At 59.1% G+C, this 25,639-nt stretch carries 23 protein-coding genes; 11 read left to right on the top strand and 12 right to left on the bottom strand.

The genetic code is table 11. The annotated features are described in order from the left end of the window. Positions 1 to 109: 109 nt before the first annotated feature. Both P0111_17315 and P0111_17310 read left to right on the top strand, forming a co-directional pair. Positions 110 to 1,825: a tetratricopeptide repeat protein gene (locus P0111_17315; protein MDF0645789.1), complete on the top strand. Its 1,716-nt coding sequence runs from the start codon at positions 110 to 112 to the stop codon at positions 1,823 to 1,825. Between the two features lie 142 nt (positions 1,826 to 1,967). Next, on the top strand, positions 1,968 to 3,200 hold the full coding sequence (locus P0111_17310; GenBank protein ID MDF0645788.1) for a hypothetical protein: 1,233 nt from the start codon (positions 1,968 to 1,970) through the stop codon (positions 3,198 to 3,200). 414 nt (positions 3,201 to 3,614) lie between these two features. Here the strand turns inward: P0111_17310 and P0111_17305 are convergent, their stop codons facing one another. The 11 genes from P0111_17305 to P0111_17255 form a co-directional block, all read right to left on the bottom strand. Beyond that, entirely contained in the window at positions 3,615 to 5,138 is a 1,524-nt protein-coding gene (locus P0111_17305) for a hypothetical protein (protein MDF0645787.1), read from the bottom strand. A gap of 20 nt (positions 5,139 to 5,158) precedes the next feature. Continuing rightward, the gene (locus P0111_17300) at positions 5,159 to 7,303 is read right to left on the bottom strand and encodes a hypothetical protein (protein MDF0645786.1); all 2,145 of its coding nucleotides are present in this window, start codon (positions 7,301 to 7,303) and stop codon (positions 5,159 to 5,161) included. Positions 7,304 to 7,340: 37 nt separating this feature from the next. Further along, a complete protein-coding gene (locus P0111_17295; GenBank protein ID MDF0645785.1) occupies positions 7,341 to 9,032 on the bottom strand; it encodes a hypothetical protein in 1,692 nt (563 codons plus the stop codon). 82 nt (positions 9,033 to 9,114) lie between these two features. Beyond that, positions 9,115 to 10,458 carry a sigma-54 dependent transcriptional regulator gene (locus P0111_17290; GenBank protein MDF0645784.1) on the bottom strand — a complete coding sequence of 448 codons (1,344 nt, stop codon included), beginning with the start codon at positions 10,456 to 10,458 and terminating at the stop codon, positions 9,115 to 9,117. Positions 10,459 to 10,520: 62 nt separating this feature from the next. Next, a complete protein-coding gene (locus tag P0111_17285; protein MDF0645783.1) occupies positions 10,521 to 12,074 on the bottom strand; it encodes an ATP-binding protein in 1,554 nt (517 codons plus the stop codon). Positions 12,075 to 12,432: 358 nt separating this feature from the next. Beyond that, positions 12,433 to 13,203, bottom strand: coding sequence for an ABC transporter permease (locus tag P0111_17280; protein MDF0645782.1), 771 nt, complete (start codon positions 13,201 to 13,203; stop codon positions 12,433 to 12,435). Further along, positions 13,200 to 14,006 carry an ABC transporter ATP-binding protein gene (locus P0111_17275; protein ID MDF0645781.1) on the bottom strand — a complete coding sequence of 269 codons (807 nt, stop codon included), beginning with the start codon at positions 14,004 to 14,006 and terminating at the stop codon, positions 13,200 to 13,202. The genes P0111_17280 and P0111_17275 overlap by 4 nt, the downstream gene beginning before the upstream one ends. Before the next feature lies 1 nt (position 14,007). Beyond that, entirely contained in the window at positions 14,008 to 14,976 is a 969-nt protein-coding gene (locus P0111_17270; protein ID MDF0645780.1) for an ABC transporter substrate-binding protein, read from the bottom strand. 8 nt (positions 14,977 to 14,984) lie between these two features. Then, the gene (locus tag P0111_17265; GenBank protein ID MDF0645779.1) at positions 14,985 to 15,755 is read right to left on the bottom strand and encodes an amino acid racemase; all 771 of its coding nucleotides are present in this window, start codon (positions 15,753 to 15,755) and stop codon (positions 14,985 to 14,987) included. A 13-nt stretch (positions 15,756 to 15,768) separates the two neighbouring features. Next, positions 15,769 to 15,930, bottom strand: coding sequence for a YezD family protein (locus tag P0111_17260; GenBank protein ID MDF0645778.1), 162 nt, complete (start codon positions 15,928 to 15,930; stop codon positions 15,769 to 15,771). A gap of 40 nt (positions 15,931 to 15,970) precedes the next feature. Further along, positions 15,971 to 17,044 carry a hypothetical protein gene (locus P0111_17255; GenBank protein ID MDF0645777.1) on the bottom strand — a complete coding sequence of 358 codons (1,074 nt, stop codon included), beginning with the start codon at positions 17,042 to 17,044 and terminating at the stop codon, positions 15,971 to 15,973. Positions 17,045 to 17,240: 196 nt separating this feature from the next. On the opposite strand from P0111_17255, the gene P0111_17250 reads away from it, so the two are divergent. The 9 genes from P0111_17250 to P0111_17210 all read left to right on the top strand — a co-directional run bounded on the left by P0111_17250 (position 17,241) and on the right by P0111_17210 (position 25,230). Next, the gene (locus P0111_17250) at positions 17,241 to 18,416 is read left to right on the top strand and encodes a substrate-binding domain-containing protein (GenBank protein ID MDF0645776.1); all 1,176 of its coding nucleotides are present in this window, start codon (positions 17,241 to 17,243) and stop codon (positions 18,414 to 18,416) included. Between the two features lie 25 nt (positions 18,417 to 18,441). Next, positions 18,442 to 19,248 carry a molybdate ABC transporter substrate-binding protein gene (gene modA, locus P0111_17245; protein ID MDF0645775.1) on the top strand — a complete coding sequence of 269 codons (807 nt, stop codon included), beginning with the start codon at positions 18,442 to 18,444 and terminating at the stop codon, positions 19,246 to 19,248. 28 nt (positions 19,249 to 19,276) lie between these two features. Continuing rightward, positions 19,277 to 19,972 (top strand): hypothetical protein, encoded by a 696-nt coding sequence (locus P0111_17240; GenBank protein ID MDF0645774.1) that lies wholly within the window; start codon positions 19,277 to 19,279, stop codon positions 19,970 to 19,972. 113 nt (positions 19,973 to 20,085) lie between these two features. Further along, complete coding sequence (locus tag P0111_17235) at positions 20,086 to 21,759, top strand: porin (GenBank protein ID MDF0645773.1); 1,674 nt, start codon at positions 20,086 to 20,088, stop codon at positions 21,757 to 21,759. Between the two features lie 281 nt (positions 21,760 to 22,040). Then, positions 22,041 to 22,841: a molybdate ABC transporter substrate-binding protein gene (gene modA, locus P0111_17230; protein ID MDF0645772.1), complete on the top strand. Its 801-nt coding sequence runs from the start codon at positions 22,041 to 22,043 to the stop codon at positions 22,839 to 22,841. Then, positions 22,819 to 23,148, top strand: a complete 330-nt coding sequence (locus P0111_17225; GenBank protein MDF0645771.1) for a hypothetical protein — start codon at positions 22,819 to 22,821, stop codon at positions 23,146 to 23,148. Before modA (P0111_17230) ends, P0111_17225 begins: the two co-directional genes overlap by 23 nt. A 50-nt stretch (positions 23,149 to 23,198) precedes the next feature. Then, positions 23,199 to 23,402 carry a TOBE domain-containing protein gene (locus tag P0111_17220; GenBank protein ID MDF0645770.1) on the top strand — a complete coding sequence of 68 codons (204 nt, stop codon included), beginning with the start codon at positions 23,199 to 23,201 and terminating at the stop codon, positions 23,400 to 23,402. A gap of 77 nt (positions 23,403 to 23,479) precedes the next feature. Next, complete coding sequence (gene modB / locus P0111_17215; GenBank protein MDF0645769.1) at positions 23,480 to 24,154, top strand: molybdate ABC transporter permease subunit; 675 nt, start codon at positions 23,480 to 23,482, stop codon at positions 24,152 to 24,154. Then, positions 24,139 to 25,230 carry an ABC transporter ATP-binding protein gene (locus tag P0111_17210; protein MDF0645768.1) on the top strand — a complete coding sequence of 364 codons (1,092 nt, stop codon included), beginning with the start codon at positions 24,139 to 24,141 and terminating at the stop codon, positions 25,228 to 25,230. Before modB ends, P0111_17210 begins: the two co-directional genes overlap by 16 nt. Here the strand turns inward: P0111_17210 and traT are convergent. Further along, a partial coding sequence (gene traT, locus P0111_17205; GenBank protein MDF0645767.1) for a complement resistance protein TraT occupies positions 25,227 to 25,639 on the bottom strand: 413 nt, incomplete at its 5' end. The two genes, P0111_17210 and traT, sit on opposite strands and share 4 nt — an antisense overlap.

Raw genomic sequence — 25,639 nt, 5'->3', positions numbered from 1 at the left:
CATTTGTTTCGACGTTCAACCAAGGACATGTCGTGCGGGAACTGGAGGGAAGGCTCGTGCCTGCGTTGGACTCGGATTGTGGTGGTCGAAGCCGTAAGAGAGACTCTCCATGATTAGCATCAGAACGGGAACAGCCCTCGTCGTGTTGGCCGCTGGACTGGCCGGTTTCTTTTTCCCAAACCCTGCGTACACAGCTTCGTGTGATGCCGTCGTCGGCAAGTGGGCCTGGTTCGTCGGCGGTGAGGTGACGATCAACGCCGACGGGACGTTCACGCAACAGTCCGGGAACGCGGGCACTTGGGAATGCCTGGATGCGGCTAAGGGTGCTGTCGCGCTCAAATGGAAACACGGTGGATACCTCAACCGGCTTGCTCTTGCCGATGGGGGGACGAAACTAGTGAGTACGGACCCTTCCCAGTCCTTCGTGAAGGCAACCAGAATCAACCAAGAAGGGGCGCTCGCTGATTTATTGACCCGTCAGGACACGAACAGCTCCCCACCGTCATCTCGCCGGCCCACTGGACAACCTGGCGGAACAGGCCCGATTGAACCTTCCATCCCTCTGACAGGTTCACAAAAAAAAGGCCCAGCTCCATTTGACTCTCCCCGAGGTATTGTCAGTTCCGATCCGAAGGTCACCGAGAGCTTTCTTGATACGGAGTGCCTGCACAAAGCTCCGGCTGGCATTGCGCTGCAAGGGCACATCGCCGAAGCCAAGTCGGGCGACGCGCAATCGATGTTCTGCGCGGGCGCGATCAAACTGTACGTGTCGAAGGAATATCACAACGCGATACCTTGGTTGGAACAGGCCGCCAATGCCGGTCACATGCGCGCCCCGCTCGTGTTGGGAATCCTTTATGAGCAAGGAAGCGGCGTGAAGGAAGATCCGGCGACGGCAGCCAAGTGGTATCAAAAGGGCATCGACAACGGCAACGCGGCCGCGGCGCGCCGACTGGCTAATCTGTATCATCTCGGGACCGGCGTACCGCATGACGAAGCGAAATCCACCGAACTCCTCAAGAAAGCGGTTGAGATGGGTGACAGGGCCGCTCCGAAATTCATAGAGAAACGAGAGCAGGATCTGAAGGACACCAGGCCGGGCATGAATATCAAAGCCGAAGCCTATCGCTCATATAAGCAGAAAAGATTCGAGCAGGCGGCAAAACTGTATCAACAATGCGCGGAAATGGGTAACGATGATTGTCAGCTGGCTATGGGACAATTGACCGAATTCGGCGACGGGGTGCCGAAGAACGAGAAGCAAGCAGCATTCTGGTACAAGAAATCGGCCGACCAGGGCAATCCGATCGGCCAGAAGACACTTGGATTGCTCTACGAACTCGGAAAGGGCGTTCCAGAAAATTGGGCCGAGGCGTTCCGTCTTTACTTCAAGGGGGCTGAGAAATTCCAAGATTCGGCCTTCGCGGTGGGCCGCATGTACGAGTTTGGCATGGCCGTGCCACAAAACCGCGCGATCGCGATTGAATGGTTCAAGAAAGCCGATAAGCTCGGACATCCCAAAGGCGCCTATTGGGCCAAATGGCTGAACGACTATAGCAACTGCATCGGCTTTCGCGATCAGCAGGAACGGAATGCCATCGGCGGCCTCCGCTGCCCCGCCGATCCGGTCGGAGTGATATTCCACAACAGCGGCGAGCGGACTGCCTACATTCGACGAATGGCCAAAGAGTTCGATCGCATCGAAGCCGAGCAGGCGATGGCCCAAGCTGCCCTCTCAAGCCAAACGACAGACACCGGGTGCACGATGGCCGGCGGCAGATGGACACCGGACAGGCAGGCCACTTTCGGCGGATCTTGCAATTAGCCGGAAAGACCCGCCGGCGGGCCAGAAGAAAAGGCCAAAGAAAAGGGGTCGGGAGTCTTTTCTTGACGGCCCAGCGAAGAAGTAAGACTCCCGACCCCGGTGTTTTGTTGTTTTGATCCTCGATCGGTGATCGGAGGTGGTTATGCAAATCGTCGTGTGGCTGGTCTTGTCGTGCGTCATCCTTCCTGCCATTGCCTATGCCGACGCCAGTGACGATCTGGCCGCCTGTCGTCGGATCATTGTCCGCCTCGGTGATGATTCGAAAGCTCCTGCCGATCAATATTGTATGGGGCTTTCGTACGCGTATGGCCTCAATCACAAGAAGGACTTTGCAAAGGCCGCCACGTGGTTTCGGAAAGCCTCTGAGCAGAACTACGCTGCCGCGCAAGCGTGGCTCGGCTTTTTCTACGAGAAAGGCAATGGCGTGAAAGCTGATCCTGTCGAAGCCGTGAAATGGTATCGAAAATCGGCGGACCAGAACAATCCCGACGGCCTCTTCCACATGGGGCGCGCGTATGAACACGGTATCGGCGTCTCGAAAGATCTGACGCAAGCGAGGATCTACTACACCAAAGCGGAAACCGCGGGAGCGCGGGACGCCTCGTTGGCGCTTGCCGGTCTCGGTCGAGCACCAGCGACGCTCACGCCGACCCAGGAACAGATTAACGAAGGGTTACGGCTGTACAAGGCGAAGGACTTCGGCGGAGCAGCCAAGGTCTTTCAAAAGTTAGCCGACCAAGGCCATCCCAGGGGACAATATCTGCTCGCCTATCAGTATGAACGCGGCGAGGGGGTCCGTCAGAGCAACGACGAAGCCGTTCGGTGGTATCGCAAGTCGGCAGAGCAGGGGTATGCGGAAGCGCAAAACTATCTGGGGCAAATCTATGAAAACGGGACCGGCGTGAAAGAAGATTGGGCCGAGGCCGTCCGGTGGATTCGCAAGAGCGCGGAGCAAGGAAATGCCGAGGGGCAATTCCTGCTCGGTCGTGTCTACCAATTCGGCATGACCGTTCCGCAGAATCGGCAGGAGGCGATTCGCTGGTTCGACCTGGCGGGAGACCAGGGCCACAGTCAAGCCAATTATTTTTCGAATCATCTGAAAGGACGGAACAGCTACGTGGGCTTCCGAAACGACCAAGAGCAAGCCGCAGTGGTGGGCAACCGGCTGCGCTCGGTCGTTCTCAACATCGAACCGGCCGGCCGGACGTTCAACAATTCGGCCGAACGGATGGCCTACCTGCGCCAGGCCAGTCATCAGGCGGACCGGGAAGAAGAGGCGGTACGGGCTGAACAGAATCAAATCTCGCGAAAGCGTGCCTATGAGAGCTGTATTAAAGGGGGAGGGTCTAACTGCGGCGATCCTGCCCTGCGGTGAGGGGGACGAAAAGGGACGGAAAAGGGGTCGGGAGTCTTAATTCCTCGGTAGACCGTCAAGAAAAGACTCCCGACCCCTTTGCTTTGATCCGACCCCTTTGCTTTGATCTCACGCTGTGCTCGAGACAAGGATTTCTCACTCCGTTCGAAATGACCAACCGATCATCGAAATGACAACGCGATCAGTGACTGATCGCCTGATGTCCAAACTGGAGGAGCCCTCATCGCTCGTCCGGGACTTCAGGCCCAAATTCAACTGCGGTATCCGGGATCAATTCAGCGGGCCAGCCAAGTCGCGGTTCGTGAACCGTGGCAGCGGATTGCTGCAGTAGACGCAGACGAATTGTTCCTCTTGTTGCGAGAGGACCCGCACGGGTGGGACGCTTCCCCTTCACGGCACACGGAACTATGTGGGCTAATAGATTGGGAAGAAGAACCAGTTCTCCACTTCCGAGCTGTCGATTCGTAAACGAGTTCTGTCGACGACAGTGACTTTTCCATTTGGGTTCTGGAAATTGACCACGTGGCCGGCCACATCGCCTTGTGGTCGCTTTAACTCGACCATCACCAACCCCTGACTTCCGACACCCTCGCGCTCCAGGATCGTCGCGATGTGTTCTGGTCCCTTCATGGGAATCGGCTCGCCGTTCCAGATCATGTCGAGTTGCTCAGGGTTGTAGGTGCCTGTCTGCCGCGGCTTGAAACCGTCACCGTAAGGCTTCAGCTTGGCGTACAGCTGCTCGCGAGTGTGGTGCAAGTCGAGCAGCGGCTGGTTCGGGTCGTATGGCCTGCCCTTCGGCCAGTTCGGCGAGTCGGGCGTCAGGGGTGGCCTTCCGCTCGGCGCATCGGGGAATTTCGGCGTCTGGAGGTTGTGCACCCCCACGATATCCCAGGGCGTTCCATCACCGATAGGGCCTCCGGTCTTGAACAATTGCGCTTCAGCCAGCGCTTTGTCCACGCACGAGTTGATCGCCGAACAGGCACGAATCCGGGCGTCCGGCCCGTAGCCCTGACCAGGTGGGCCGACCTTTTTGTAGAACTCTTTCAGCTTATTCTTGGCGTCGGCCATGCGTTTGATGCGGGCGGCGGCCTTCTCAGCTTGCGAAACCCGCTGAAGCGCGCGGGCCTTGTTGGCGGCGCTTCCCGGAGTGGGCAGCACGTCGGGCAGATTCTTCCCAAGAAATCGCGCCGGGTTCTCCTGGAATTCGCGGACAGCCTGCTCGGCGGCGGCGCGAAGTGCGGCGTGATTGGCGGCGTTGTCATTGGTGAGGTAGTCCATGATGCCCTTGGCCATCTGCTCGACCGGCGCGCCGGGCTTCTGCGCCAAGAGCTGAAGGGTTTCGCCGGCCCACTCGGCCAAGCCCCCAAGGAATTCGCTGCCTGGGTCACTGTGGCCGGCTTGATCCTTGGCGATCTCATTCATCTCGGCGCTCAATTGAAACAGGAGCTTCCTGCCTTGCGGCGTCAGGATCTCCTGACCCCGAATCGCGCCGTCGGATCGCTCGGCTGGTGATCCTTCGTCATTGGCGTCCCCCGCGAGCGGGTCTGATCGACGCGAGCGGCTGGACTCGCGAATGCAGGCGAAGATTTGCTTTTGCACCTTCGTGCGTTGACGACTGAGATCGTTGATCTGTTGAACGATCTGCTTTCGTTCAGGCTCGACCGCTTGCTTGGCCTCGGCATCGAGCCGATACAGTTCACCGGTCATCTCCTCATGCTGGTCCACGAGAGCCTTGCATTCCGGATAGTCCCTCCGCTTGACGTCCCACCAGGTCTTGCCGGTCCCGCTGTCGCTCGAAAACACGTCGCCGCCGGTGGGTTGCGCGCGCACGGTATCGATCGACGAGATCAAGGTTGGAACAAGAGGTACGAGCACGAGGATCAAGAAGAGCCAGCGTGCAGGTGAGGATCGGCGATCGATCACATTCAGGGAGGGCATTAGAACTTGGAAGACCCCGCTTACTGAGATTGTGATGTGGGCTTGGCGCTGTGCCGGTTGTCCCGAGGCGCGAACTTCGTCTGGAAGAATTTGATCTCAAGCGTTCTCATATTGAAATAGTCGCCGGCGTCACACATAAATTCCGGCGAAGACGACTGCGCATCATAAATGACGACCTTCACTCCGTTGTTTCTGGCGTTCACAACGTGACGGTGCTTTTGGAAGAGCTCGTGGCCGATCGCGTGGTAGTATTTCCCAGGCTCCTCTTTATAGAGCTGCCCGCTCAGTTCTCTGTAGGTGGCTCCAGGCTCCCGTGGAGCCGAGCGATCGATGGGTTGGACCCTTGTGAGGTTGGTAAAGAAGACGACGCCTCTGCTCCCCGGGCTCTTCAAGGCGTCGTCGATTTCTTTCCGATTGTGAACTACTTGTTGGTGATTTCTTCCATAGTGCCGGAGCAACGCCTCATTAATGACCGCCTCCTGTGTCCCCTGCGGCTCGCAAGGAGCCCAGTATTGAATCCGACCGCCTGTTTCCTGAGTCAAATCTTCCGCAAGCGATGCCCAAAAACAATTGCTGCTCATGTGTCCGCCCCTTGAGTCACGTGCGCAACCGCAATGGGGATCACTAGAGCCCGGATTGCGCGGGCAGATTCGCATCGCCCGTTTATAGTCCCCGGAAGGGAGTCGCAGAATTCGTGACGCCAGGTCTGGGGCGGAATATTCCACCACCTGATGGAGATCGAGCTCCCAGCATGGCGCGCTGATGTGGGCGACCTTGGGCACCGTGCGATAGGTCAACTGCAGAGAACGAGGATAAATCTGGTGGCTGCTGTTGGGAGAGAAAGGTAACGGATCCGTACCTCCAGGAATTCGGACGATCGCAGGATTATTATCCTGAAGCTGATAGATTTCGGCAATCTGGTCGCCCTTGGCTGTGACGTAGCGATACTGCGTTGTGCCATCACGAAAGGCGGTGATGGGCGAACCATACGTAATGACCTGCTGCACATGGAAACCTGCTTCTCTGAGACGAGATACGACCTTCTGTGCTTCGATGCCTCCCAAACTGTGGCCGGCGATGATCAGGTTGGCTTTGTGTGGCAGCGACTTCGTTGCGACCAATATTGCGTCCAAATAGGCGTCGAGTACGGCGATATTGGTGAACGCCATTCTTGCATCCACCAACGTGCTGGTGGCTCGGCCAAGCTTGAAGAGATCCAAACCTGAGAGCAAAACGAGATAGGTCGGTTCGGCAGCATTCTTAATGGGAACGGTGGAGATGGGACCGATGCTGCTCTTGTAGTTCTCAAACACCCAGACGGCCAGCTGCTGCAGGTTCCAGATTTTCTCTCGAGGCTGCGTATCAATGTGTACCGGATTTGATTTTTGTTCGGTGGGCTTGGCGCGATCCGATGAATTCGTCTCAAAGACATCACCGGGCTGCTGTTTACCGGGGCTGGTGTGGAAGATGTCAGGCGGAGTCTTTCCAGTGGGGTCCGGTCTTGTTCGTATCTGGTCCGATCCCGATCCGTAGGGCTGTTCCGATGGTTTCTGTGTCGGTATGCCCTCGGAAGGTGTCTTGTCTCCCTTGGTAGAGAAGACATCAGACGGTGTCCTCTGATCGGTGCTGCCTGGCTTGTGCGTGGGACGAGGCGGCTGTGTCTGACCGTTGTCGCCATCCTTGCGAGATCTCGGCGAGGATGGCGTTCCTGGTTGTGCCTGCCGGTTGTCGCCGCGTGGAGCGTCTCCGCCGGTTGCGAACTGATCTGAGCCCGGGCTGCTTTTCCGATTCGCTTGATTGAAGCAATCGATAAAGGCGCGTATCTTCTTGTCTCTGAGTCCGAACTGTTCGTTGGCCTGCTTACGGAGCGCAGTGGCCTGGCGACTGTCCAAACCGGGCTGTCTCGCTGCTTCATCGAGAGCCAAGCCGTTGTCTTGAAACGTCTTCGCTTCATCCAGGATCGCAAGACAGTGGCTGGATTTCTGCTTGGCGCCCGTGGAGTGCTTGTCGTACCAGCGGTGAGCGTTGCCGACGGCGAATCGATCGTACTCCCCTGATGTGCTGAACTGATCCGAGCCCTGCGGCTCGGCAAAAACCGGCCAAGCGAGCAGCCAGATCCCTGCGACAACCCAGCCTATGAAGGGGAATGACAGAGATGGCGCCATCGTGAATCCTCAGAGCCTCCGAAGCCAACGCTCGCCTTCAATAGCCTGGGTAGATCGAGTTCCAATCGATCCCGTTGGCTTCGTAAAACTGTTTCAATTGGGGGAGTGTCTCCATGCGTTGAGTCGTGCCGTCAGGCAGGTAGGCCGTGACCGTGTGCGGTCGGCCGTCTTTTTGACCGATCTGTGGCCCGGCGTTCGAGCCGGCAAGTTCCTTGTCGTTTCGGATGGGCCAATTGTCATGCGGGCCGTGCTGGACCATATTTTCCAGGAATGCATCGTTCATCCTCTGTTTCATGCCATCCGACCAGGCATCCTGCCCGTTCATGTCATAGACACCATGAAGATCGGTATCGCTGTACAGACGGTTGCCCTTTGGGTCCACGATGATTTCATGTTCTCCGCGGATCGTGTAGCGTTTCTTGAGTAACTCTCTCCGATCGGCATCTGAAAGTCCCTTGGCCGAGGCCAGACCTGCGAACTGATTCTCCTGCCACGTCTTGCCGGGGTCATAGGGAATCGTTTTGGCCTTGACGTCCTGTGGTTTCGGGATGTGCCGCGGCCGGCCTACCCACCGCATGGCCGCGGGACTCGAATCCCGGACGATGATGATCTTCTTTTCCTCTACCGCAAGCTTCATCAGCTGCTTGTGGTCTTCCAAAGGCATGCCTCGATCGAGTGGAGGCCGAGCGGGCGGAAAGTGCGTCTTCGGCTTCCAGAGCCTGTTGTTGCCGTTGTCTCCGGTTTCTGGCCCCTCGTCATCCGGCCGTTTCTTGTGGACGTCTTCGACTCCGGCCGATTTGCCTGGTGTGCCCGAATCCGACCCGTTCGGGTTTCGACGAGTGCCGCCTCCAATGTCGGGGAGGTCTCGCCCTTCGCACAACAGCCGAGCGAGATACCGGCCAAGCTGGTAATCGTTCATGGTCGGGTCGAACTGCCTCAGCTGGTCGTAGATCGACGCGAGGTTGTTCGCCTTTCCTATGGTCGAGACGGCTTGTCCGATTCGTTGAAACTTCTTGAGTCTCCCGATCACGGCGCCGGTCAGGATATTTTCAGGCTTCACGTCCTCTTCGAAGCACTCCGCAATCCCTTTCGAGGTGCCGTCCGCAAAGAGGAAAATCGGGTCAGGCTGTCCCGGCCCAAAAAGACCGTATTCCGGTGATTCCGGCTCCCGTTGGTGGCCTGGCGGCTGTACCTGCTTGGTCGAAGATGGCGGGCTCTTAGGCGGAGGACTCTTCCGTGTTGGAGGAGGCGCGTTGTCCCTTGTGGAAGGAGGTTTGGCTTGGGGCCTATCCGGTTCGCCGGAAGGTGAATCGTCCTTCTCGACTTTGCCTTTCAGCAAGGGGGGCGAGGTCGATTCCTTGCTGCTGGGCTTACGAATGCACTCAAAGATCTGCTTCTGCACCTTCGTGCGTTGACGGCTGAGATCGTTGATCTGTTGAACGATCTGCTTTCGTTCGGGCTCGACCGCCTGCTTGGCCTCGGCATCGAGCCGATACAGATCACCGGTCATCTCCTCATGCTGGTCCACGAGCCCCTTGCATTCGGGATAGTCCTTCCGCTTGACGTCCCACCAGGTCTTGCCGGTCCCGCTGTCGCTGGAAAACACGTCGCCCCCGCGTTGCGCGTACACCGGCGACAGCGATGAGCCGAGTGTCCCGAACAGGGAGACTGACGCAAGAAGCGAGAGCAACGTCTGAAAATGGGTTTGGCCGGTAGGCAGGCGTCTCATTGAAAAAGTGAATATCTTCTGCAAGCCGCAACAGCGAAACACCCCGTTCCGTCCGAAGGAGCGAAACGCGAGAGACGTCGAATCAACGGTCCGGGTCGTCTTTCTTCAACTTACTCAGCAACGTCTTGTAATCGATGGCCAGGATCTTGGCCGCCTGTGTCTTGTTGCCGTCACAGGCATCGAGCACCAGCTTGATGTGCCGGCGTTCGACTTCCTCGAGCGAGGCGCGCGACAGCTCCTCTCGCGGAAGCCTGTCGTGGGGCTTTGGCAAGACCTGCCTGACCTCTTCGTCCGTGATGGCGTCCGTGCCTGTGCCCAGCATCACGAGGCGTTCAATGACGTTGCGCAGTTCTCGAATATTGCCGGGCCACCGGTAGGATGTCAGCCGTCCGAGCGCATTCGCCGAAAGTCGGCGGATCGAAGATCCCGGAGCCCGGACGTTGTGGAGAAGATGTTCGGCCAGGGGCGCAATGTCTTCCGTGCGCTCACGAAGCGGCGGGACCTGCAGGGTCACGGTATTGATCCGATAGAACAGATCTTCGCGGAAGCGTCCTTGCCCGACCAGCGCCTGGATGTCCTGATTCGTCGCTCCGACGAGGCGCACGTCGGCGTGCAGAGTTCTCGTGCTGCCCACCGGTCGGTACTCGCCTCGATCGAGAAATCGTAGGAGAGTCACCTGCATCGGTCCCGGCATCTCGCCGATCTCGTCGAGAAAAAGTGTGCCGCCCTCAGCGGCTTCGACGAGACCCTGCTTGGGCGATGTTGCGCCCGTGAACGACCCTCGCTCGTGCCCGAACAGCTCACTTTCCAGCAGTTCCCGGTTCACGGCGCCGCAGTTGACGGACAAGAACGGGCCGCTCGCCCGGGTGCTGAGATCATGCAGCAGCCGCGCCACGACTTCTTTGCCGGAGCCGGTCTCGCCCTGAATGAGGATCGGCGCATTCGAGGGAGCGACCTTCGTAATCTGAGTTCTGAGCTGCCGCCAGGCGTGGCTCGTTCCCTCCACGATCACGTCGCGACTGAATCCCCCGTGGCGAGCCGCGAGATTCTCTTTTCGCAGCGCGCGCATGGTGCGCAGTTTGGCCAGGGCCGACTTGACGACGGTCGCATCGAACGGCGTGTCCTTGATCAGAAAGTCCCACGCCCCTCGTCGCATGGCCTCGACGGCATCCTTGACGTCGCCGTGTCCGGTCAGCACCACGACATCGACCTCGGCCTGGTGCTCCTTGACCCATTTCAACACGGCTTTGCCGTCGATGCCCGGCATGCGGAGATCGGTGACGACGAAGTCGAACGTGGTCGATTGGAGCAGTTCGATGCCGATCTTGCCGTTCTTGGCCGCGGTCACCTCGCAGCCCTCCTCCCGCAGGGCCTGCTGGAGCACCAGGCGGACATATTCTTCGTCGTCGATGATGAGGGCGCGCATGTCGTCTGTCGCCGTTCCTATTCTCTTTCTGTCTTCCCGCACGGAGCGACGGTTTCAAAAACTCACGTGCCGATGTTCCCGTGAGGGAACGCGAGAGAAAACGTACTCCCAGTGCCTGGCGTCGATTCGACCCAGACTCGACCGTGATGCTTGTCCATGACCAGTTTCACGATCGCCAGTCCGACCCCGGTGCCTTCGTAGTCCTGAGGGCCGTGCAGGCGCTCGAATAGCCCGAAGATCTTCTCGGTCTGAGCCGCTTCGATGCCGATCCCGTTATCCGTGATTCGGATCACCTGTTGCACGGGGTCTTCCGCGCCGCTGATACGAATGTCTGGATTCGGTCGGCCGCGGGAAAATTTGACCGCGTTGTCGAATATATTGGCGAGAGCCTGTCGGACGCTGACGGGCTCTCCGTAGAGCTCATCGAACGGGAGATCGACGTGAACCGCCCGATCCGCGATCTGCCCGGAAGCCGACCGGTCGTTGACCAGGTTTTGGATCATGTCCCGCACGTTGAACCGTTGTTTGGGGAGTTCCTGCTGCTCGAGCCGGGAATATTTCAATAACGCGTCGATCATGTGCGTCAGCCGGATGGCCGAGGACCTGATCACCCCGATGTGATGGTTGGCTTGCGCGTCTCCGGAATCGGCGAACTGCTTCTCCAGCAGCGACGAGAAGCCTTCGATCTCGCGCAATGGACCTTTGAGGTCGTGCGCGATCGAATAGGTGAAGGCTTCGAGCTCTTTGGTTTTGCGGATGAGCGCGGTGCTGTGTTCCCGCAAGCCGGCCAGCATGGTAGCCAGCGAGCCCGCGAGCGTGCCGACCTCGTCGCGACTGGGCCAAGGCATGAACTGGGCTGTGAGATCGTGATGGGCGACTTGATCGGCTGTTGCGGCCAACGTCGTGAGCGGACGGGCAATGTGCCTGGTGGCCAGCACATAGGTGGCGGCGATGACCAGGCCCAGCAACAGGGTCAGAGCCAACGCGATGAGGCGCGCACGGCCGAGCAGACGATCCCCTTCGTGTTTCATTTCAATGTCGATCTGTGTGTGGGCTTCGACGAGTTGATTGAGGCCGTCGAGGACTCGCGTCATGAGCCGATCGGTCAACGCCATGTCCGGTCGGGCTGGGGCGATCTGCACGGGCAAACGCTTCCACGCGGCGGTCAGTTCAGCCAGCGACGCGGCGATATCCTCGATCGCCCGATCCTCCCTGTCCGCCAGATCGATGCGCCGATGCTCCTCCAACATCCCGTACAGGACGGGATGGGTGCGCGCCGCATGAGTGCGCTTGTAAAGGTCCAGCGCGTTTCGGATATCCGCGGTGTGGCGATCCATCTCGGCGAGCGTCTCGGTCAGAGAATCGGAGGAGTTCCGTTCAACGTGAAGATGCAGGGCCAGCTTCAGGTCATAGGCATCCCGCTGCATGTCGGCGGCGGTGACGATGGCGGGGACGGTGATCCGCTTATGTCGGTCGACATAGCTGTTGATGCGGGAGAGATAGAACAAGAGCGCCGTCAGGCTCAGCGCCAAGAGCGAGAGGATCAGCCCAAAGGAGACGAGAAACTTTTGTCCGATCGAGAGATGGCGAAACCACCCCGTCGGAGAGCGGTTCATGGCGCTACCGTATCATACCGACAAATTGGGTGCCAGTTGAACCGGTGACCGGCAGCGGGTCAGTTTGCCATCAGATCCACTGAAGTTTGTCATTCCCGCGGAAGCGGGAATCCAGTCAAGGTCTTCTCCTCCGTATGGAGTCTTGATCGAGGAGTGGATGCCCGCCTTCGCGGGCATGACGCAAGGGGACACTGACCTGCTACCCGACGACCTGAGTCGCCGTATTCCTTCCGCTGGGCGCTTCGGGTAGAGACCGCGTGTTGGCGCGGTCGGGGCGGGCGGGTGAGATGGGCGCCCAATCGCCGCAACACCCGCTGCGGCGCACGGCCAGGCCGATGGAATTACGTTCGAATTGGGGTTAGTGTTGGGCGGTTCCCCAACGTCGATGGAGGAACCGTTCGATCGGAGCGAACAAGGTCTTGTCCACGGCGAGACCGATCACCACGATCACCAGCATGACTCCGATGACTTGATCCATCGCGTTCAATTCCCGACCGTAGTGCAACAGATGTCCGAGGCCGAACCCCGTCAGGATCGTCACGAAGATTTCGGCGGCCATGAGGGAGCGCCAGGCGAACGCCCAGCCTTGCTTCATCCCGCTCAGGAGGAAGGGGAGCGCGGCGGGCAGGACCACGTGAGTCCAGGTGTGCAGGCCGGTCGAGCCCATGCTCCGGGCCGCGCGTGTGTAGATGGGCGGGATGGTCCTCACGCCGTTGTCGGTCGCGATGATGAGCGACCACAGGGTTCCCATCACGACCACAAAGAGCATGGCGGATTCAGTCTGCCCGAACCAGAGCAAGGCCAGCGGCACCCAACAGACGCTGGGAAGCGTCTGGAGTCCAAGCGCCAGAATGCCGATCGTGTCGTGGCTCCATCGGGAGGATGCCGTCAGGAGGCCGAGCGGAAGACCGACCACAATACCCAAACCGTACCCGATGAGCAGCCGTCGGACGGTCACGACCGTGGCCTCCAAGAGCGAACCGTCCTGGGCGGCGCTCCGGAGATACTCGAAGACGCCGGCCGGGGAAGGGAGCAGGAGCGGGGACCAAATATGAGCCTGCACCACCAGGTGCCACGCCAGGACCAGTCCGACGAAGAAGAGCATGGCGGCCAGCCATCGTACGATCATCCTGCCACCTCCGACTGCACGTATCCTTTCAAGACCCGTGTGATCTCCGTTGCATAGCGGGCGAGTTCGACGCTGTTGATGTCGCGGGGCCGCGGCAGGGGAATGGCGAATTCTTCGCGAATCCGTCCGGGATGCGGGGAAAAGAGAATGACACGGCTTCCGAGACACACGGCTTCGCGCACGTTGTGTGTGACGAAGACGATGGTTTTACGATGGTGGCTCCAAATGCGCTGGAGGTCGCCGTACAGTTGTTCGCGCGTCAAGGCGTCCAACGCGGCGAACGGTTCATCCATCAGCAACACGCTCGGTTGCGGCGCCAGCGCGCGGGCCAGCGCCACACGCTGCTTCATGCCGCCGGAGAGCTCGTGGACGTTGGAGTGCATGAAGCGCTTCAGGCCGACGAGTTCGAGAAAATACTCGGCTTTCTCACGGCGTTCTGCCGCATTCAATCCGCTGTTGAGCTTCAGACCGAACAGCACGTTGCCCAGCACCGTGAGCCAAGGGAAGAGGGCGGCTTCCTGGAACATCATGAGGCGGTGCGGACCTGGGCCGGTGATCGGCTGTCCGTCGGCTTGCACGAGGCCGCGGTCGGCTCGGTCGAGGCCGGCAATGATATTGAGCAAGGTCGATTTCCCGCAGCCGCTCGGTCCCACGAGGCAGACGAACTCCCCCTCGGCGATCCGAAGCGTGACATCGTCGAGCGCGTGGACGTTCAACGAGCGGGTCTTGAACCACTTCGACACGTGTTCGAGAACCAGTTTCGTGTCCGCGACTCGTACAGGAGCCTGTTCGGGCGCGAGCATGTCAGCGCAGCCTTTCTATGAGCCGGGAGAGGTCGGGTGTCTGACGGATGAAGCCGGCGCGCTGTGCATTCGCAAGGAAGTGTTGGTATTCGTCGAGCGCGACGTCGCCGGTCAGTGCGATCCGTTTCCAGGCCAGCCCGATCAAATCCGCGGACACCTCTGCGCGGGTCTCGGCGACCAGTTCCTGCTGGATCATTCGCTTCGCTTCGTCCGGATGCTCGACAATCCACGCGGTCAGTTCTCGATGGGCCTGTGCGAACCGTTTGACCAGTTCCCGCTTTGATTTCAGAAACTTCACGCTCGACACGAGGACGGTGATGCTGTCCTTCGATTGCTCCACGAGGATTTTTCCTCCTGCGTCGCGCTCCAACCGGGAGACCCACGGTTCCACGGTCCAGACGGCGTCGAGCTTCTTGCTTTTGAAGAGCGCGAACTGCTCCGGGTTTGCCGTCGGAACGATAAAGGCATCACCGCCGGTCTGCGTGATCCTCAATCCCCCGTTGCTCAGCCACGCCCGGCAGGCGACGTCCTGGGTGTTGCCGAGCTGCGGCGTGGCGATGGTCTTTCCGCGAAAATCCGCCGGCTTCGCGAGGCCGGAATCCGGTTGGACGACGAGGGCGGCCCCTCCGGCAGCCGCTCCCGCAATGATGCGAATTTCCTCTCCGCCGGATTTCGTATAGGTGTTCAACGCGGGGCTCGGACCGACATAGGCGAGGTCGATGGAATCCGCCAGGATCGCCTCCATCGCGCTCGGCCCTGCATTATAGACGTACCATTCAATTTTGACGTCCTTTCCCAGCCGCTCTTCAAACCAGCCGCGGCCGGTCCGCGAAAGATGCTGTGCGACCACGCCTTGGACATGCGTCACGTTGGGAAAGTGGCCCACGCGGATCGTATCGCCTGCGGCGACGAAGGTCGGAAGGATAACCATAAACCAAGCGGCACATGCAATCGAGATGATGAGAGGCATGGTGCTCCTTATCGTGAATATTCCTCATGTCCGGCGATGACAGGCCTATTGTTACGAACGGCAGGATCCCTTCGGCGCGACGTGACACGCTGCAGCGCGGACCCGGCCAGCAACCGTGTGGAATCCAAGAGCGGAATCGGCGACAGCTCGTCCGACAGGATCAACGGGAGCTCCGTGCAGCCCAAGATGACGGCCTCGGCTCCCGTGGCCGCAAGCTCGGCAATGACTTCCCGCAGATATGAGCGTGATTCGGGATTGCTGTACCCTCCGATCAGTTCGGTCCGGATAATGTGTTGAATGCGGATCCTCGCTTGAGTATCCGGAATCACCGGTTCGATTCCTCTTCGAGTCAGGTGTGGAAGATAGATCGTGCCCTCCATCACGGTCTGGGTGCCCAGGAGTCCCACGCGTTGAAACTTTCTGCCGGCCGCTTCTTCCGACACCACTGCCGCGATATGGAGCCAGGGTACCGGTGAATGGACCAGATCGTAGGCGCGGTGCAACGTATTGTTCGGGCAGATGATCAGGTCTGCCCCCGCGTTCGCCAGTGTGCTCGCCGATCGCGATAAGAGATCTGCGACACCGGACCAATCGTCACGGTCGATGAGATCGAAGTACGAACGCAGCGAGAACGTATGCAGCGTGATTTCAGGATGGGCATGACGGCCCATGAACTTCTCCGCCTCGTGACACAAGGTCCGATAGCAGAGCGCCGCACCTTCGGCCGTCCCGGCGATGATGCCGATGTGAGGGGGCCGCTCAAGAGGAGTGTCCGTCATATGTCTTTCCGTCCTACTTGTCGAATCGTGTCTTTTCCTTCCGTTCGATCCGGACCACGTTGGAGTCATGAACGAGGATCTCCACGGAACCAAAGCGGATGCCCTTCAAAGCTGCCGGCATGGCCTGTTCGACACCGGCGTGATTCTGCGTATGTGTCCCAGATTGCTCGTCCATAATCAAGCCGGCCGGCGTCCCATCCCAAGTCGGCGACTGGTTACCGCATGATGACCTTCTTGCCCTTGTTCCAGTACCACTGCATGGAAAAATTAGGATAAATGGCATCCCCCGCGTTCTGGCCCGCAACCGTGAACAGCACGCCGACCGCTCCGACCAGAGAGTCGGTGAATTTGAACTGAATGGCCGGCTCCACGCCGATCACGGTGGATCCGTTGATGGGACCGCGATTGATCGCGTGGCCGTCTGCGCGCCAGGTCGCGGTGCTGACCGTGACGAATTCGAGGTTGTAGGCCAGACCCTGCTTATCATTGAGGAAGTGCTCGAAGATCAATCTGGTGTTGATGACGTCGCCGACATAGGTGGTCGTGCCGTTATCGCTGCCCGGTGCCGAAAAGGTGTAGTAGACCCCTCCGCTGATCCTGAAGGGCTTCAAGTTCTTTCTGAACGTCAACCCTTCGGTGAATCCCAACTCCCCGAACCTTGTGGCGGGGAGACGGCCAAGAGGCGCGAAACCGCCGGGAGGCCGGTTGGTATCGGTCCATCGACTGGTAGGGAGCACGATTTGCGAGTACAGCGTAAACGAAGGTCGCGCGGTATCGGGATCCTGGACGACCGGTCGGTACTTCATGACGATCGAGGTATCGCCCATGCCCGTGTCGGTAAACCAGGGGCCGCCTTTTCCTTCGTTGTAGGCCTGAGAGTCCTTGGACCAGAACGCAATCATCGAGGTGGCCAGACCGAGCTCCACGTGATTGGTCAGGCCGTAGGCGCCTGTAATCAAAGGCGACACCGCGTAGGTGTGGACCGGTCCCGGATTGGCATGGTTCGGCAAAGACAGCGTATTGCCGTAGCTCTTCTCGGAGATCGACGAAAAGACGAAGGGGCGGACTGAGAGCTGGCCCTTTGGATGAATATCCACGGACTGGATCAGCAACGGTCCCTCGGAAAATGGATTCCAACCCTGGCGGTACTTCTTTAATTCCTCGTCAGTCGGGACCCAATTGAACGCGATGGCCGGTTGTGGCGAAATCGTGAGTGCCAATACAACGAAGACGAGGAGCACGAGTCGGAGCGGATGCTTCCGAAGAGCAATATTGGCTTGATGCAGCATAATTCCTACTATTCCGATTGGAATTAAGTTCGCCATTTATAAATTAACTGAATCTAGTTTGTCAACAATAGATTCTGTTCAACCAAGCAAGAGACAGAAAGTACAACCACTGTTTGAGGACGAAAGTGGAGAGACAAGAAAAAAATAGGACAGTATACTTGACATTATAAATGTATACTTGCTATATGGCCCCGTCATGGGCGTCAGACACCAGGCTGAATCCGCCGACCATTTTCGGAACGAGTTGAAGAAGCTGCGCACGGCGCGCGGTCTGTCGCAAGGTGAGTTGGCCTCAAGAGCCGGCGTCACCCGTCAGGCTGTGTCGTCGATCGAATCCAACCTCTATCTGCCCACCACTGCTGTCGCCCTCAGGCTTGCAGCCGTTCTCTCCTGTCGAGTCGAAGACCTGTTTAGTCTTGCCCGGCCCATCGAACCGATCCGGGGCACTTTCATCGGCACGGTCTCCGAACGAGATCCTTCACGCCCGCCGGTTCGCGTCAAGGTCGCGATGGTGGGGTCCCGAATCGTCGTGCGTCCCGTGACAGGGCTTGGCGACGTCCTGTCCTGCACCGTGGGCGCGGATGGCTATCTGAGCGAGCCTCTTTCCCCGGGTGAAGGAGCCACGGTGGAAGTCATGCTGTCGCGTGACCGCCACGTGATCGAACAGCAAATTTCCGTGGCCGGCTGCGATCCGGCCATCTTCCTCGCGGGCGAACATATGAGGAGGCGGAAGGACCAGACGTCGGTCGTCGGCTGGACTATGGGCAGTATGGCGGCGCTTCGTTCGCTCCAGCGTGGAGAGGTTCACGTCGCTGGGTTGCACTTATTTGATCCCGCCACCGGAGAGTCAAACCTTCCCTTTGTTCGGCGTGCCCTAAAAGGTTCCGCCTACGACGTGGTCACCTTCGCAACCTGGGAGGAAGGGTTTCTTGTTCGCAAGGGGAATCCCAAGTCGATTCGCGCAGCCGTCGACCTTGCCGACGCCACGGTGACATTCCTGAATCGGGAAGAAGGGTCGGGGGCGCGTCTCCTTCTCGATCGGCAATTGCGCGAGGCAGGGGTCGACCCCGCACAGGTGCGGGGCTATGACCGAATGGTGTTCTCTCACTTCGAAGTGGCTCGGGCGATTGCGGGGCACCACGCGGATGTCGGCATCGGTATTCGCTCGGCGGCGCAATACTTCGATCTGGACTTCGTGCCGCTGCAGTCGGCCCGCTACGACCTCGTCGTACCCAAGACCTATCTGAAGTCTCATCCTACGTTGGCCAATCTCTTCGAGACGATCGTCAGCCGTCCGTTTCGCAACGAGATCGAAGCCCTCGGTGGCTACGATACGAGCGAGACCGGCAAGGTGCACATCTTGCGATCATGAATCGGGTCACCCCGGGAGACCGCCGATGAAGCTCGTTCGGCTCATGTTCCTCCTCCTCGCCGTCGCTCTCCTTCCCGTTTCTGCGACTTCCGGGCACGCCTTCGAACAACTGGTGATCGCGGCTTCCCCCAGCCTTAAGGGGGTCTTGGAGCAACTCGCCACGAGTTTCGAGCGGTCTCATCCCGGTATTCGGGTCAAGCTCCATTTCAATGCGGCATTGGCCATGAGACAAGGCATTGCAGGAATGCAAAACAGCATGGTGGGCCGCTATTTCATAGAGACGGGCCCGATCCATCTGGTCGCGCCGGGAGGCGATGAGCTCATCTCACGATTGGAGACGAAATATTATGTGCTGCCGGGCACGAAACGATCCTATGCGAAAGACCAACTCGTCTTAGTCGTGCCGGAATCGTTGGTCGAAGCGCCGGAATCCCTGGAAGCGATGAGTCGGAGCACCGCCCGCTTGGCGGTCGCAGACCATGGCCTCACCTACCTCGGCAAACAAACGCAGGAAGCGCTGAGCTCTCTAGGGCTTGGCTCTACCTTTGCGGGCCGACTGCATGAAGCCACTGATTCACGAGGAGTCGTGGACCATGTACTCGGAGGCCAGGCAGACGCGGGAATTGTCTACGGTCATGAGGCGGTCAAAGAACAGGAGCGGTTACGGGTGGTTGCGGTCATACAAGACGGGTACCAACCGGCCGTGCATTCGATGGCCATGGAACGGTATTGCCCGAATCGCACGCTCTGCGAAACATTTCTCGATTTTATCCAAAGCGCCGAAGGACAGTCGGCTGTGCGCCGGGCCGGTTATGCGGTGCCGGGAAGCTAAGGTCTTGTGCCAGTGGAGGAGGAGTGCAATGCGAGGGAGATGGTTTGAGCGGAATGTGCGATCGGTCGCGTTACTGAGTCTGTCGCTTCTGGCGGGGGTGGGATCCATGAACGTGGGATGCGCCAGGCTGCCCTACACGACGGCAACGGTCCAGGAGGATGAACAGATCCTGGTGACCCTTCAACGGGAAGTCGAGTCCCGCGGCTATACCCATCCGGTGCAGGTTCCCCCCGCCGAAATGGCGGCTATCCTGAAGGGCTTCTCGATTCGCGAGCAGCAGCGGCTGCCCCTACGTTGGTTTGCCGAGGAGATGCCGCCGAATCCGTTGCTGCGGGAGGATGAACTACGCGAATTGGCGCCGTACCTTTCAGAGGCCCTGCAGAAAGCCGGTCCGAACGAGCGGGTATATTTTCAGACTCGAACGCCGCAGTTGACCAAGTATGACCGAGTGGTCGTGGAGGGGTGGCTCGCGATTCGAGACCCCTATCTCTATCTCACCATCGAACAGTTCAGGACGCCGATTCCGATTCGAACATCCGATCTCTACTATCGTAATTATCCCACCACGCCCCCTCCGCCGCGCGATTACATTCTCTATTTCGAGCCGGGCCGCTTCTGGACCAATGACGGCAAAGGCAACCACGCCGTCGAGTTCCGGCAATTCCTCAGATCGGGGGAGGCGGGCCCGACCAGCGCTCCGAAACCGCCCCCCGTCGCCCAGTAACAGCAACCGACAGCAGTTCGATGCCCAACGGCAGACAACACAGGAGCATGCCCGTGACAACACCATTACGTAATAATACGTTATACTGTCGCCGGCGGATCACATCTGGGGAGATGGCCCGTCGGGTTCTGATCATCGTCTGTGGCTTGATGACTTGGGCGGGATCCGCGCTCGCGGCGGATACCGGCAAGTTGGTGGAGAAGGATGGGAAGCATGTTTTTGTGGAGAGTATGGACCCGGCCACCAAGCTCCTGCTCGACCGGGCGGTGAAGCAGGGAGTCATCACACAGGAAGAGTACTCCCAAGTGGTAAGGGAGTCGGAAGAACGGGCCTACCTCCTGCAACCGAGTTCAAAGATCTGGTACGACCGCGGTTTCAATTTCTCGATGAACGATAACGCCTTTTTTCTCAAGATCCGCTTCCGCGCCCAATTCCGGTTCACGCAACGGGCTCGCAACGAGGCCTGGCGTGATCCGGGGGACGCGAAGAATTTTCCAGAACTGCTGGGAGTGTTCGGCGATTACCGGGCCAACCGGTCGGACGCCGAAGGCTCCTCGTTCAACGTGCGGCGCGCGCGCCTCTACTTCATGGGGCATTTGTTCAATCCCGATTTCAAGTACCTCATTCAGCTGTCTGGAGAGACAGCTGAAAATTCGCAGACGCCGGGATCCGTCCGGCTTCTGGACCTGGCCTTTCAGAGCACCCACTATCCCCTTTTCAATGTGATGTTCGGTCAATACAAGGTCTTCTTCAATCGGTCGCAGATCAACAGCACCGCCTCCATGCAATTTGCCGAACGCGCGTTGGTGATGGACGCCTTCACCGCCAGCGGCTTGGATCGGCGGGATATCGGGATCACTCTCATGAACGATGAGGAAGTGTACCCCCTCAATTATTACTTCGGAATTTTCAACGGCGCCGGGCCGAGCTTCAACCGATTCGGGGGATTCTTCAGCGAGCAGCCGACGGAGGGGTGTCCGGGAGGGACGACGGGGCAACCTCCTTTTCCTTCGCCCGCAGGTTGTCCGCCTCCCCAGCGGAATATCAATGCGAACCTGCGGTTCGACGTCAACCAGTTGATGTATACGGCTCGGCTCAATTGGAACATATTGGGAAGGCCCGGATACGGAGAGGGAGACAATGCGTATTCGGAGAAACCCCAGATGGCTCTCGGCGGTGATATCTCCTATAACCCAGCCGTCAATGCCAGCTCCAACAGCTCCTACATCGGCACGGACTTGGCCAATCTGAATTTCCGCCGGCAGATCGCCGCGTTCGGCAACGGCAGACAACTCGGCTGGGGCGTGGTGGATCTCCTCAGCTATGGGGTAGACGCCGTGTTCAAGTATCGAGGCTTTTCCCTGCAAGCAGAATGGTACTTCAAGAACATCGACCGCCACGAGAAGGGCCTGCCCTGCATGAATACCGCCTGCACGGTGACGGCGCCGGGACTCATAGGGAACGCCACCGGCTGGTACGTGCAGAGCGGCTACTATGTCATTCCTCGGTACTTGGAAGTCGCAGGTCGGTTTGCCTATTGGGATCCGGATACCCATTCAGGCGGCGACCTCATATACGAGACCGACGCCTCACTGAACTGGTTCCTCGGTGGCACCTACGACCATCAAATCATGATCACCTATAGCAATATTCAGATGGGTACCGGCGGATATGCGATCGGTCGGAGCGCACCCCTTCCCCCACAAGCAGGGACGGTTCCGCTCGATGCGCGAGGCGGGACGCTGATCGAGAATCTGATCCGGGTTCAGTATCAGATCTTTTTCTAAGGCAGATGTGCGGGAACCGGAATCGCCATGTCTAACCGAGACGAGTGCCTCCAACGGAGGAGGACCACACGACCGAAACAACATCGAAGTAGGGGAGGACCAGGAACTCGGCCATGATCAACCGGCGCGTCCGGACCGTTCATCATTGTCAAATCCGCAATGAACACGTCACACTCACCAGCCGTGGCCCGGAGTTGGGTCCAGGGAGATCGAGGGAAATTGAACCGGTGACAGACAAATTGCTATCGTCAGAATTATGAGTGAACTTTACTGGAGGGCATATGAAGGTCATAAGAAGCCTGAGCGGATGTTTCAGCCTATATCCTGCATTGATCATCACGGTCGTTGTTTCAGTCTTGTCTCTCCCCACATCTGGATTCGGTGACGAACTCACCATCGCCGCCGCCTCGGATTTGAATTTTGCGTTCAAGGAACTCGTGGGCGAATTTGAGAAGGCGTCGGGTCATCAGGTCAAATTGTCGTTGGGATCGTCGGGCAACTTTTACGCGCAGATCCAAAATGGCGCTCCCTTCGACCTCTATTTTTCGGCCGATATCGGTTATCCTCGGAAGCTGGAAGAAGCCGGTTTGGTCGTGCCCGGGTCGCTCTATCGATATGCGGTCGGACGGATCGTGATTTGGGCCGGCCACCAATCGCGGCTCGATGCGACGAAGGGCATGGAGGTCTTGCGAGAGCCGGGCATCAAGAAGATCGCCATCGCGAATCCCAAACATGCGCCGTACGGACGCGCCGCCGTTTCCGCCATGGAGCATTTTCACGTCTATGAACAGGTCAGAGACCGGCTGGTCTTGGGTGAAAATATTTCTCAGGCCGCTCAATTCGTCGAGTCTGGAGCCTGCGAGATCGGCATCATCGCGCTGTCGCTGGCCCTTGCCCCGACGATGAAAGCCAAGGGCAGCTACTGGGAGGTGCCGAGTACTGCGCACCCGGCGTTGGAACAGGGCGCCGTGATACTCAAGGCGTCGCAGCGTCCGCAAGTCGCGAAGGAGTTCCTTGACTTCATGAAAGGGTCGGCAGGACAGGAGATCATGAAGCGCTATGGTTTTACCGTTCCGGCATAAGCGACTTCCGGCTCGCCTGTGCGTCTTGGCGTTTCTGTCCTGCGCGGGCTGTTCCGACGCGGTTCAACTCGCGGGAGAGACCGAGACGGGAGGGGTCGTGACCTATTTGTTCAAAGAGGACCGGGGAGGTCCCATGGGATCACCGCATCGAAAGGAGGCATTGAAGGTCATCGAGAAGAAATGTCCCTCCGGCTATACTGTCGTGCGGGACGGAGAGGTGAAGGGTTACTCCGGCATGTCAAGCTCGGAAGGTCAGGAAGGTGAGATCACCGGGCGGCGCTGGGGTATACAGTTTCGATGCAAGTAGCCACAGCAAGGCCCAATTATCACCGTTCATAACCGTACAGGAGGTTGATCATGAAGCTCAGCGCGCGGAATCAATTTCAGGGAACCGTCACTCGGATCACGGACGGACAGGCGATGGCTGAAGTCATCGTCAAGGTCGGACAACTGGAATTTGTTGCGGCCATCACGGAGGGATCGGTCAAGAACATGGGCCTGAAGGTCAACGACTCGGTAACGGTCGCCGTGAAGGCCACCGAAGTCATGATCGGCAAGTAGCATTCGGCGCCCGTTTCCCCGCGGCATCCCGTTGTGGGGGAACGGGCACCGGCTCTGATGAAGACCGGGGCGGTATCGTGAATTGGACGGCGATTTGGGTCACTTTCAAGCTGGCTTCCCTGACGTCTGCGGTCCTACTCGTCCTCGGATTGCCGATCGCCTACTGGCTGGCCTATTCAAGGCGACGATGGAAATTTCTCGTCGAGTCCGTGGTGGCCCTTCCGCTCGTGCTTCCCCCCACCGTGCTGGGATTCTACATCCTGGTCGCCATCGGCCCGCACAGTCCCTTCGGGCGATTCTACACCGACGTCGTCGGCCAATCGTTGCCGTTCACTTTTCAGGGACTGCTGCTGGCGTCCATCCTCTATAGCCTGCCGTTTGCCGTCCAGCCGTTCGCGTCGGCCTTCGATCAAGTCGACCGCAAGCTGATCGAGGCGTCTTGGACGCTGGGCTTGTCTCGGCTCAAGACCTTCTTCAAGCTGATCGTGCCGCTTTCCACCGCCGGTCTCGTGACGGGAGTCGTGTTGAGTTTTGCCCACACCCTCGGTGAATTCGGCGTCGTGCTGATGGTAGGCGGCAACCTCGAAGGCGTGACGCGAACCGTCTCCATCGATATCTATGATGAGGTGCAGGCCCTGAATTATGCCCAGGCCTCAAAAACCTCCGCCTTTCTTCTGGTGATTTCCTATCTGGTCTTGCTCCTCGTGTATGCAGTCAATCGGAACATGTGGACGGCATGGCCGCGGAAATAGCCATCGACATCAGCAAGACCTTTACAGGCCGCGCGACGATCCGCGCACGGATCCGCTATCCAGTCGAGGCCTCCACGGTGTTGATTCTGTTCGGTCCGTCCGGATCAGGCAAGACCACGGTCCTCCGATCGGTCGCGGGACTTGAATGTCCGGAGCAGGGGACGATCCGCTTCATCTCGCGCACCTGGCTGGATACGGCGGCTCGGGTCAACGTTCCCCCGCAAGCTCGCCAGATCGGGTACATGGCCCAGGAATACGCGCTGTTCCCCACCTATACGGTTGCGGGCAATATCGCGTATGGGTTGAGCCACCTCAGCGTGTCGGATCGAAAGCGGCGGGTGAGCGAGGTGCTGGAGTTGCTTCAACTGCACGGGCTGGAGTCGGCGATGCCGCGTGAGCTCTCCGGCGGGCAACAGCAGCGGGTCGCCCTCGCGCGAGCGGTCGCGCCGAGACCCCAGTTGCTGTTGCTTGACGAGCCGCTGTCGGCGCTGGACGCGCCGACCAGACTTCAGCTTCGCGGTGAATTGCGAAGCCTCCTGAAACAATTGGCCTTGCCGTCGATCATCGTGACGCACGATTGGGAGGAAGCGCTGACGCTGGGGGATCTGATGGCGGTGATAAGCGAGGGAACCGTGCTGCAACTGGGGACACCGCAGGAAGTGTTCAGTCGTCCGGCCGATGCGGAAGTAGCCAAAGTCGTCGGGGTTGAAACCGTCGTGCAGGGTCAGGTGGTGGCGAATGACAACGGGTTGGCGACCGTCGCAGTGAATGGAATCACGTTGAGAGGGCTGGGGCAAGGCCTATGCGGGGCAGGCGTCTATGTCTGTATTCGTGCGGAAGACGTGGTCTTGGAACAGGCGGGAAGCGGTATGACGAGTGCGCGCAATCACCTTGTCGGCGTCGTCGGTGAGGTTGCGCTGTGCGGCGTGATGGTCCAGGTGAAAATTGATTGCGGCTTCCCCCTCACCGCGATGGTGACGCGCGGGGCGCTGGAAGACTTGCAGCTGACACCCGGATCGTCCGTCGTCGCCGCGATCAAGGCCGGGGCCGTTCACTTGATACCGCGAGTAGGCTAAAAGAGCCCGGCGATCCCGGTCGAAATCTTTTCTTGAATGATCGGCGTGGCTTCAGGAATGTCCAGATCTTTTTGCCGGACGTGGCCCACCGTCCGCATCTGTTGTACTTTGGGTAGGGAGCCGTCACCCTTCCGGTCGGTGGCTGCGCCCGTCATGTCGGCGGGTCGCCCTAAGGGCTTGCCCAACTTCCGATCGGTAATCTGTACATCGGCCACACAGAGATAGATCACGCCCTCTTCTTTCGGAGCTTGCGGCATCTGCATGCCGCCGAAACCGCCTCGTCCGCCGCTCATGGCCATGGCCTGAGCCATCATCGCATTCATATCCGGCATCCCGCCGCCCATCGGCATGACACCCATGCCCGCCAGCCCGCCGGGCATCAGTCGCGCGATTCGATCGGCGTCGGTCG

It is taken from the genome of Nitrospira sp. (genome assembly GCA_029194535.1).
GTDB lineage: Bacteria > Nitrospirota > Nitrospiria > Nitrospirales > Nitrospiraceae > Nitrospira_C.
This window is presented reverse-complemented; position numbering and strand designations above follow the sequence as displayed.

What these genes read in the sequence shown, in the direction of transcription:
- P0111_17315 (MDF0645789.1), top strand. Translation starts at nt 110, where the DNA reads ATGATTAGCATCAGAACGGGAACAGCCCTCGTCGTGTTGGCCGCTGGA.
- P0111_17310 (MDF0645788.1), top strand. Translation starts at nt 1,968, where the DNA reads ATGCAAATCGTCGTGTGGCTGGTCTTGTCGTGCGTCATCCTTCCTGCC.
- P0111_17305 (MDF0645787.1), bottom strand. Translation starts at nt 5,138, where the DNA reads ATGCCCTCCCTGAATGTGATCGATCGCCGATCCTCACCTGCACGCTGG.
- P0111_17300 (MDF0645786.1), bottom strand. Translation starts at nt 7,303, where the DNA reads ATGGCGCCATCTCTGTCATTCCCCTTCATAGGCTGGGTTGTCGCAGGG.
- P0111_17295 (MDF0645785.1), bottom strand. Translation starts at nt 9,032, where the DNA reads ATGAGACGCCTGCCTACCGGCCAAACCCATTTTCAGACGTTGCTCTCG.
- P0111_17290 (MDF0645784.1), bottom strand. Translation starts at nt 10,458, where the DNA reads ATGCGCGCCCTCATCATCGACGACGAAGAATATGTCCGCCTGGTGCTC.
- P0111_17285 (MDF0645783.1), bottom strand. Translation starts at nt 12,074, where the DNA reads ATGAACCGCTCTCCGACGGGGTGGTTTCGCCATCTCTCGATCGGACAA.
- P0111_17280 (MDF0645782.1), bottom strand. Translation starts at nt 13,203, where the DNA reads ATGATCGTACGATGGCTGGCCGCCATGCTCTTCTTCGTCGGACTGGTC.
- P0111_17275 (MDF0645781.1), bottom strand. Translation starts at nt 14,006, where the DNA reads ATGCTCGCGCCCGAACAGGCTCCTGTACGAGTCGCGGACACGAAACTG.
- P0111_17270 (MDF0645780.1), bottom strand. Translation starts at nt 14,976, where the DNA reads ATGCCTCTCATCATCTCGATTGCATGTGCCGCTTGGTTTATGGTTATC.
- P0111_17265 (MDF0645779.1), bottom strand. Translation starts at nt 15,755, where the DNA reads ATGACGGACACTCCTCTTGAGCGGCCCCCTCACATCGGCATCATCGCC.
- P0111_17260 (MDF0645778.1), bottom strand. Translation starts at nt 15,930, where the DNA reads ATGGACGAGCAATCTGGGACACATACGCAGAATCACGCCGGTGTCGAA.
- P0111_17255 (MDF0645777.1), bottom strand. Translation starts at nt 17,044, where the DNA reads ATGCTGCATCAAGCCAATATTGCTCTTCGGAAGCATCCGCTCCGACTC.
- P0111_17250 (MDF0645776.1), top strand. Translation starts at nt 17,241, where the DNA reads ATGGGCGTCAGACACCAGGCTGAATCCGCCGACCATTTTCGGAACGAG.
- modA (MDF0645775.1), top strand. Translation starts at nt 18,442, where the DNA reads ATGAAGCTCGTTCGGCTCATGTTCCTCCTCCTCGCCGTCGCTCTCCTT.
- P0111_17240 (MDF0645774.1), top strand. Translation starts at nt 19,277, where the DNA reads ATGCGAGGGAGATGGTTTGAGCGGAATGTGCGATCGGTCGCGTTACTG.
- P0111_17235 (MDF0645773.1), top strand. Translation starts at nt 20,086, where the DNA reads ATGGCCCGTCGGGTTCTGATCATCGTCTGTGGCTTGATGACTTGGGCG.
- modA (MDF0645772.1), top strand. Translation starts at nt 22,041, where the DNA reads ATGAAGGTCATAAGAAGCCTGAGCGGATGTTTCAGCCTATATCCTGCA.
- P0111_17225 (MDF0645771.1), top strand. Translation starts at nt 22,819, where the DNA reads ATGGTTTTACCGTTCCGGCATAAGCGACTTCCGGCTCGCCTGTGCGTC.
- P0111_17220 (MDF0645770.1), top strand. Translation starts at nt 23,199, where the DNA reads ATGAAGCTCAGCGCGCGGAATCAATTTCAGGGAACCGTCACTCGGATC.
- P0111_17210 (MDF0645768.1), top strand. Translation starts at nt 24,139, where the DNA reads ATGGCCGCGGAAATAGCCATCGACATCAGCAAGACCTTTACAGGCCGC.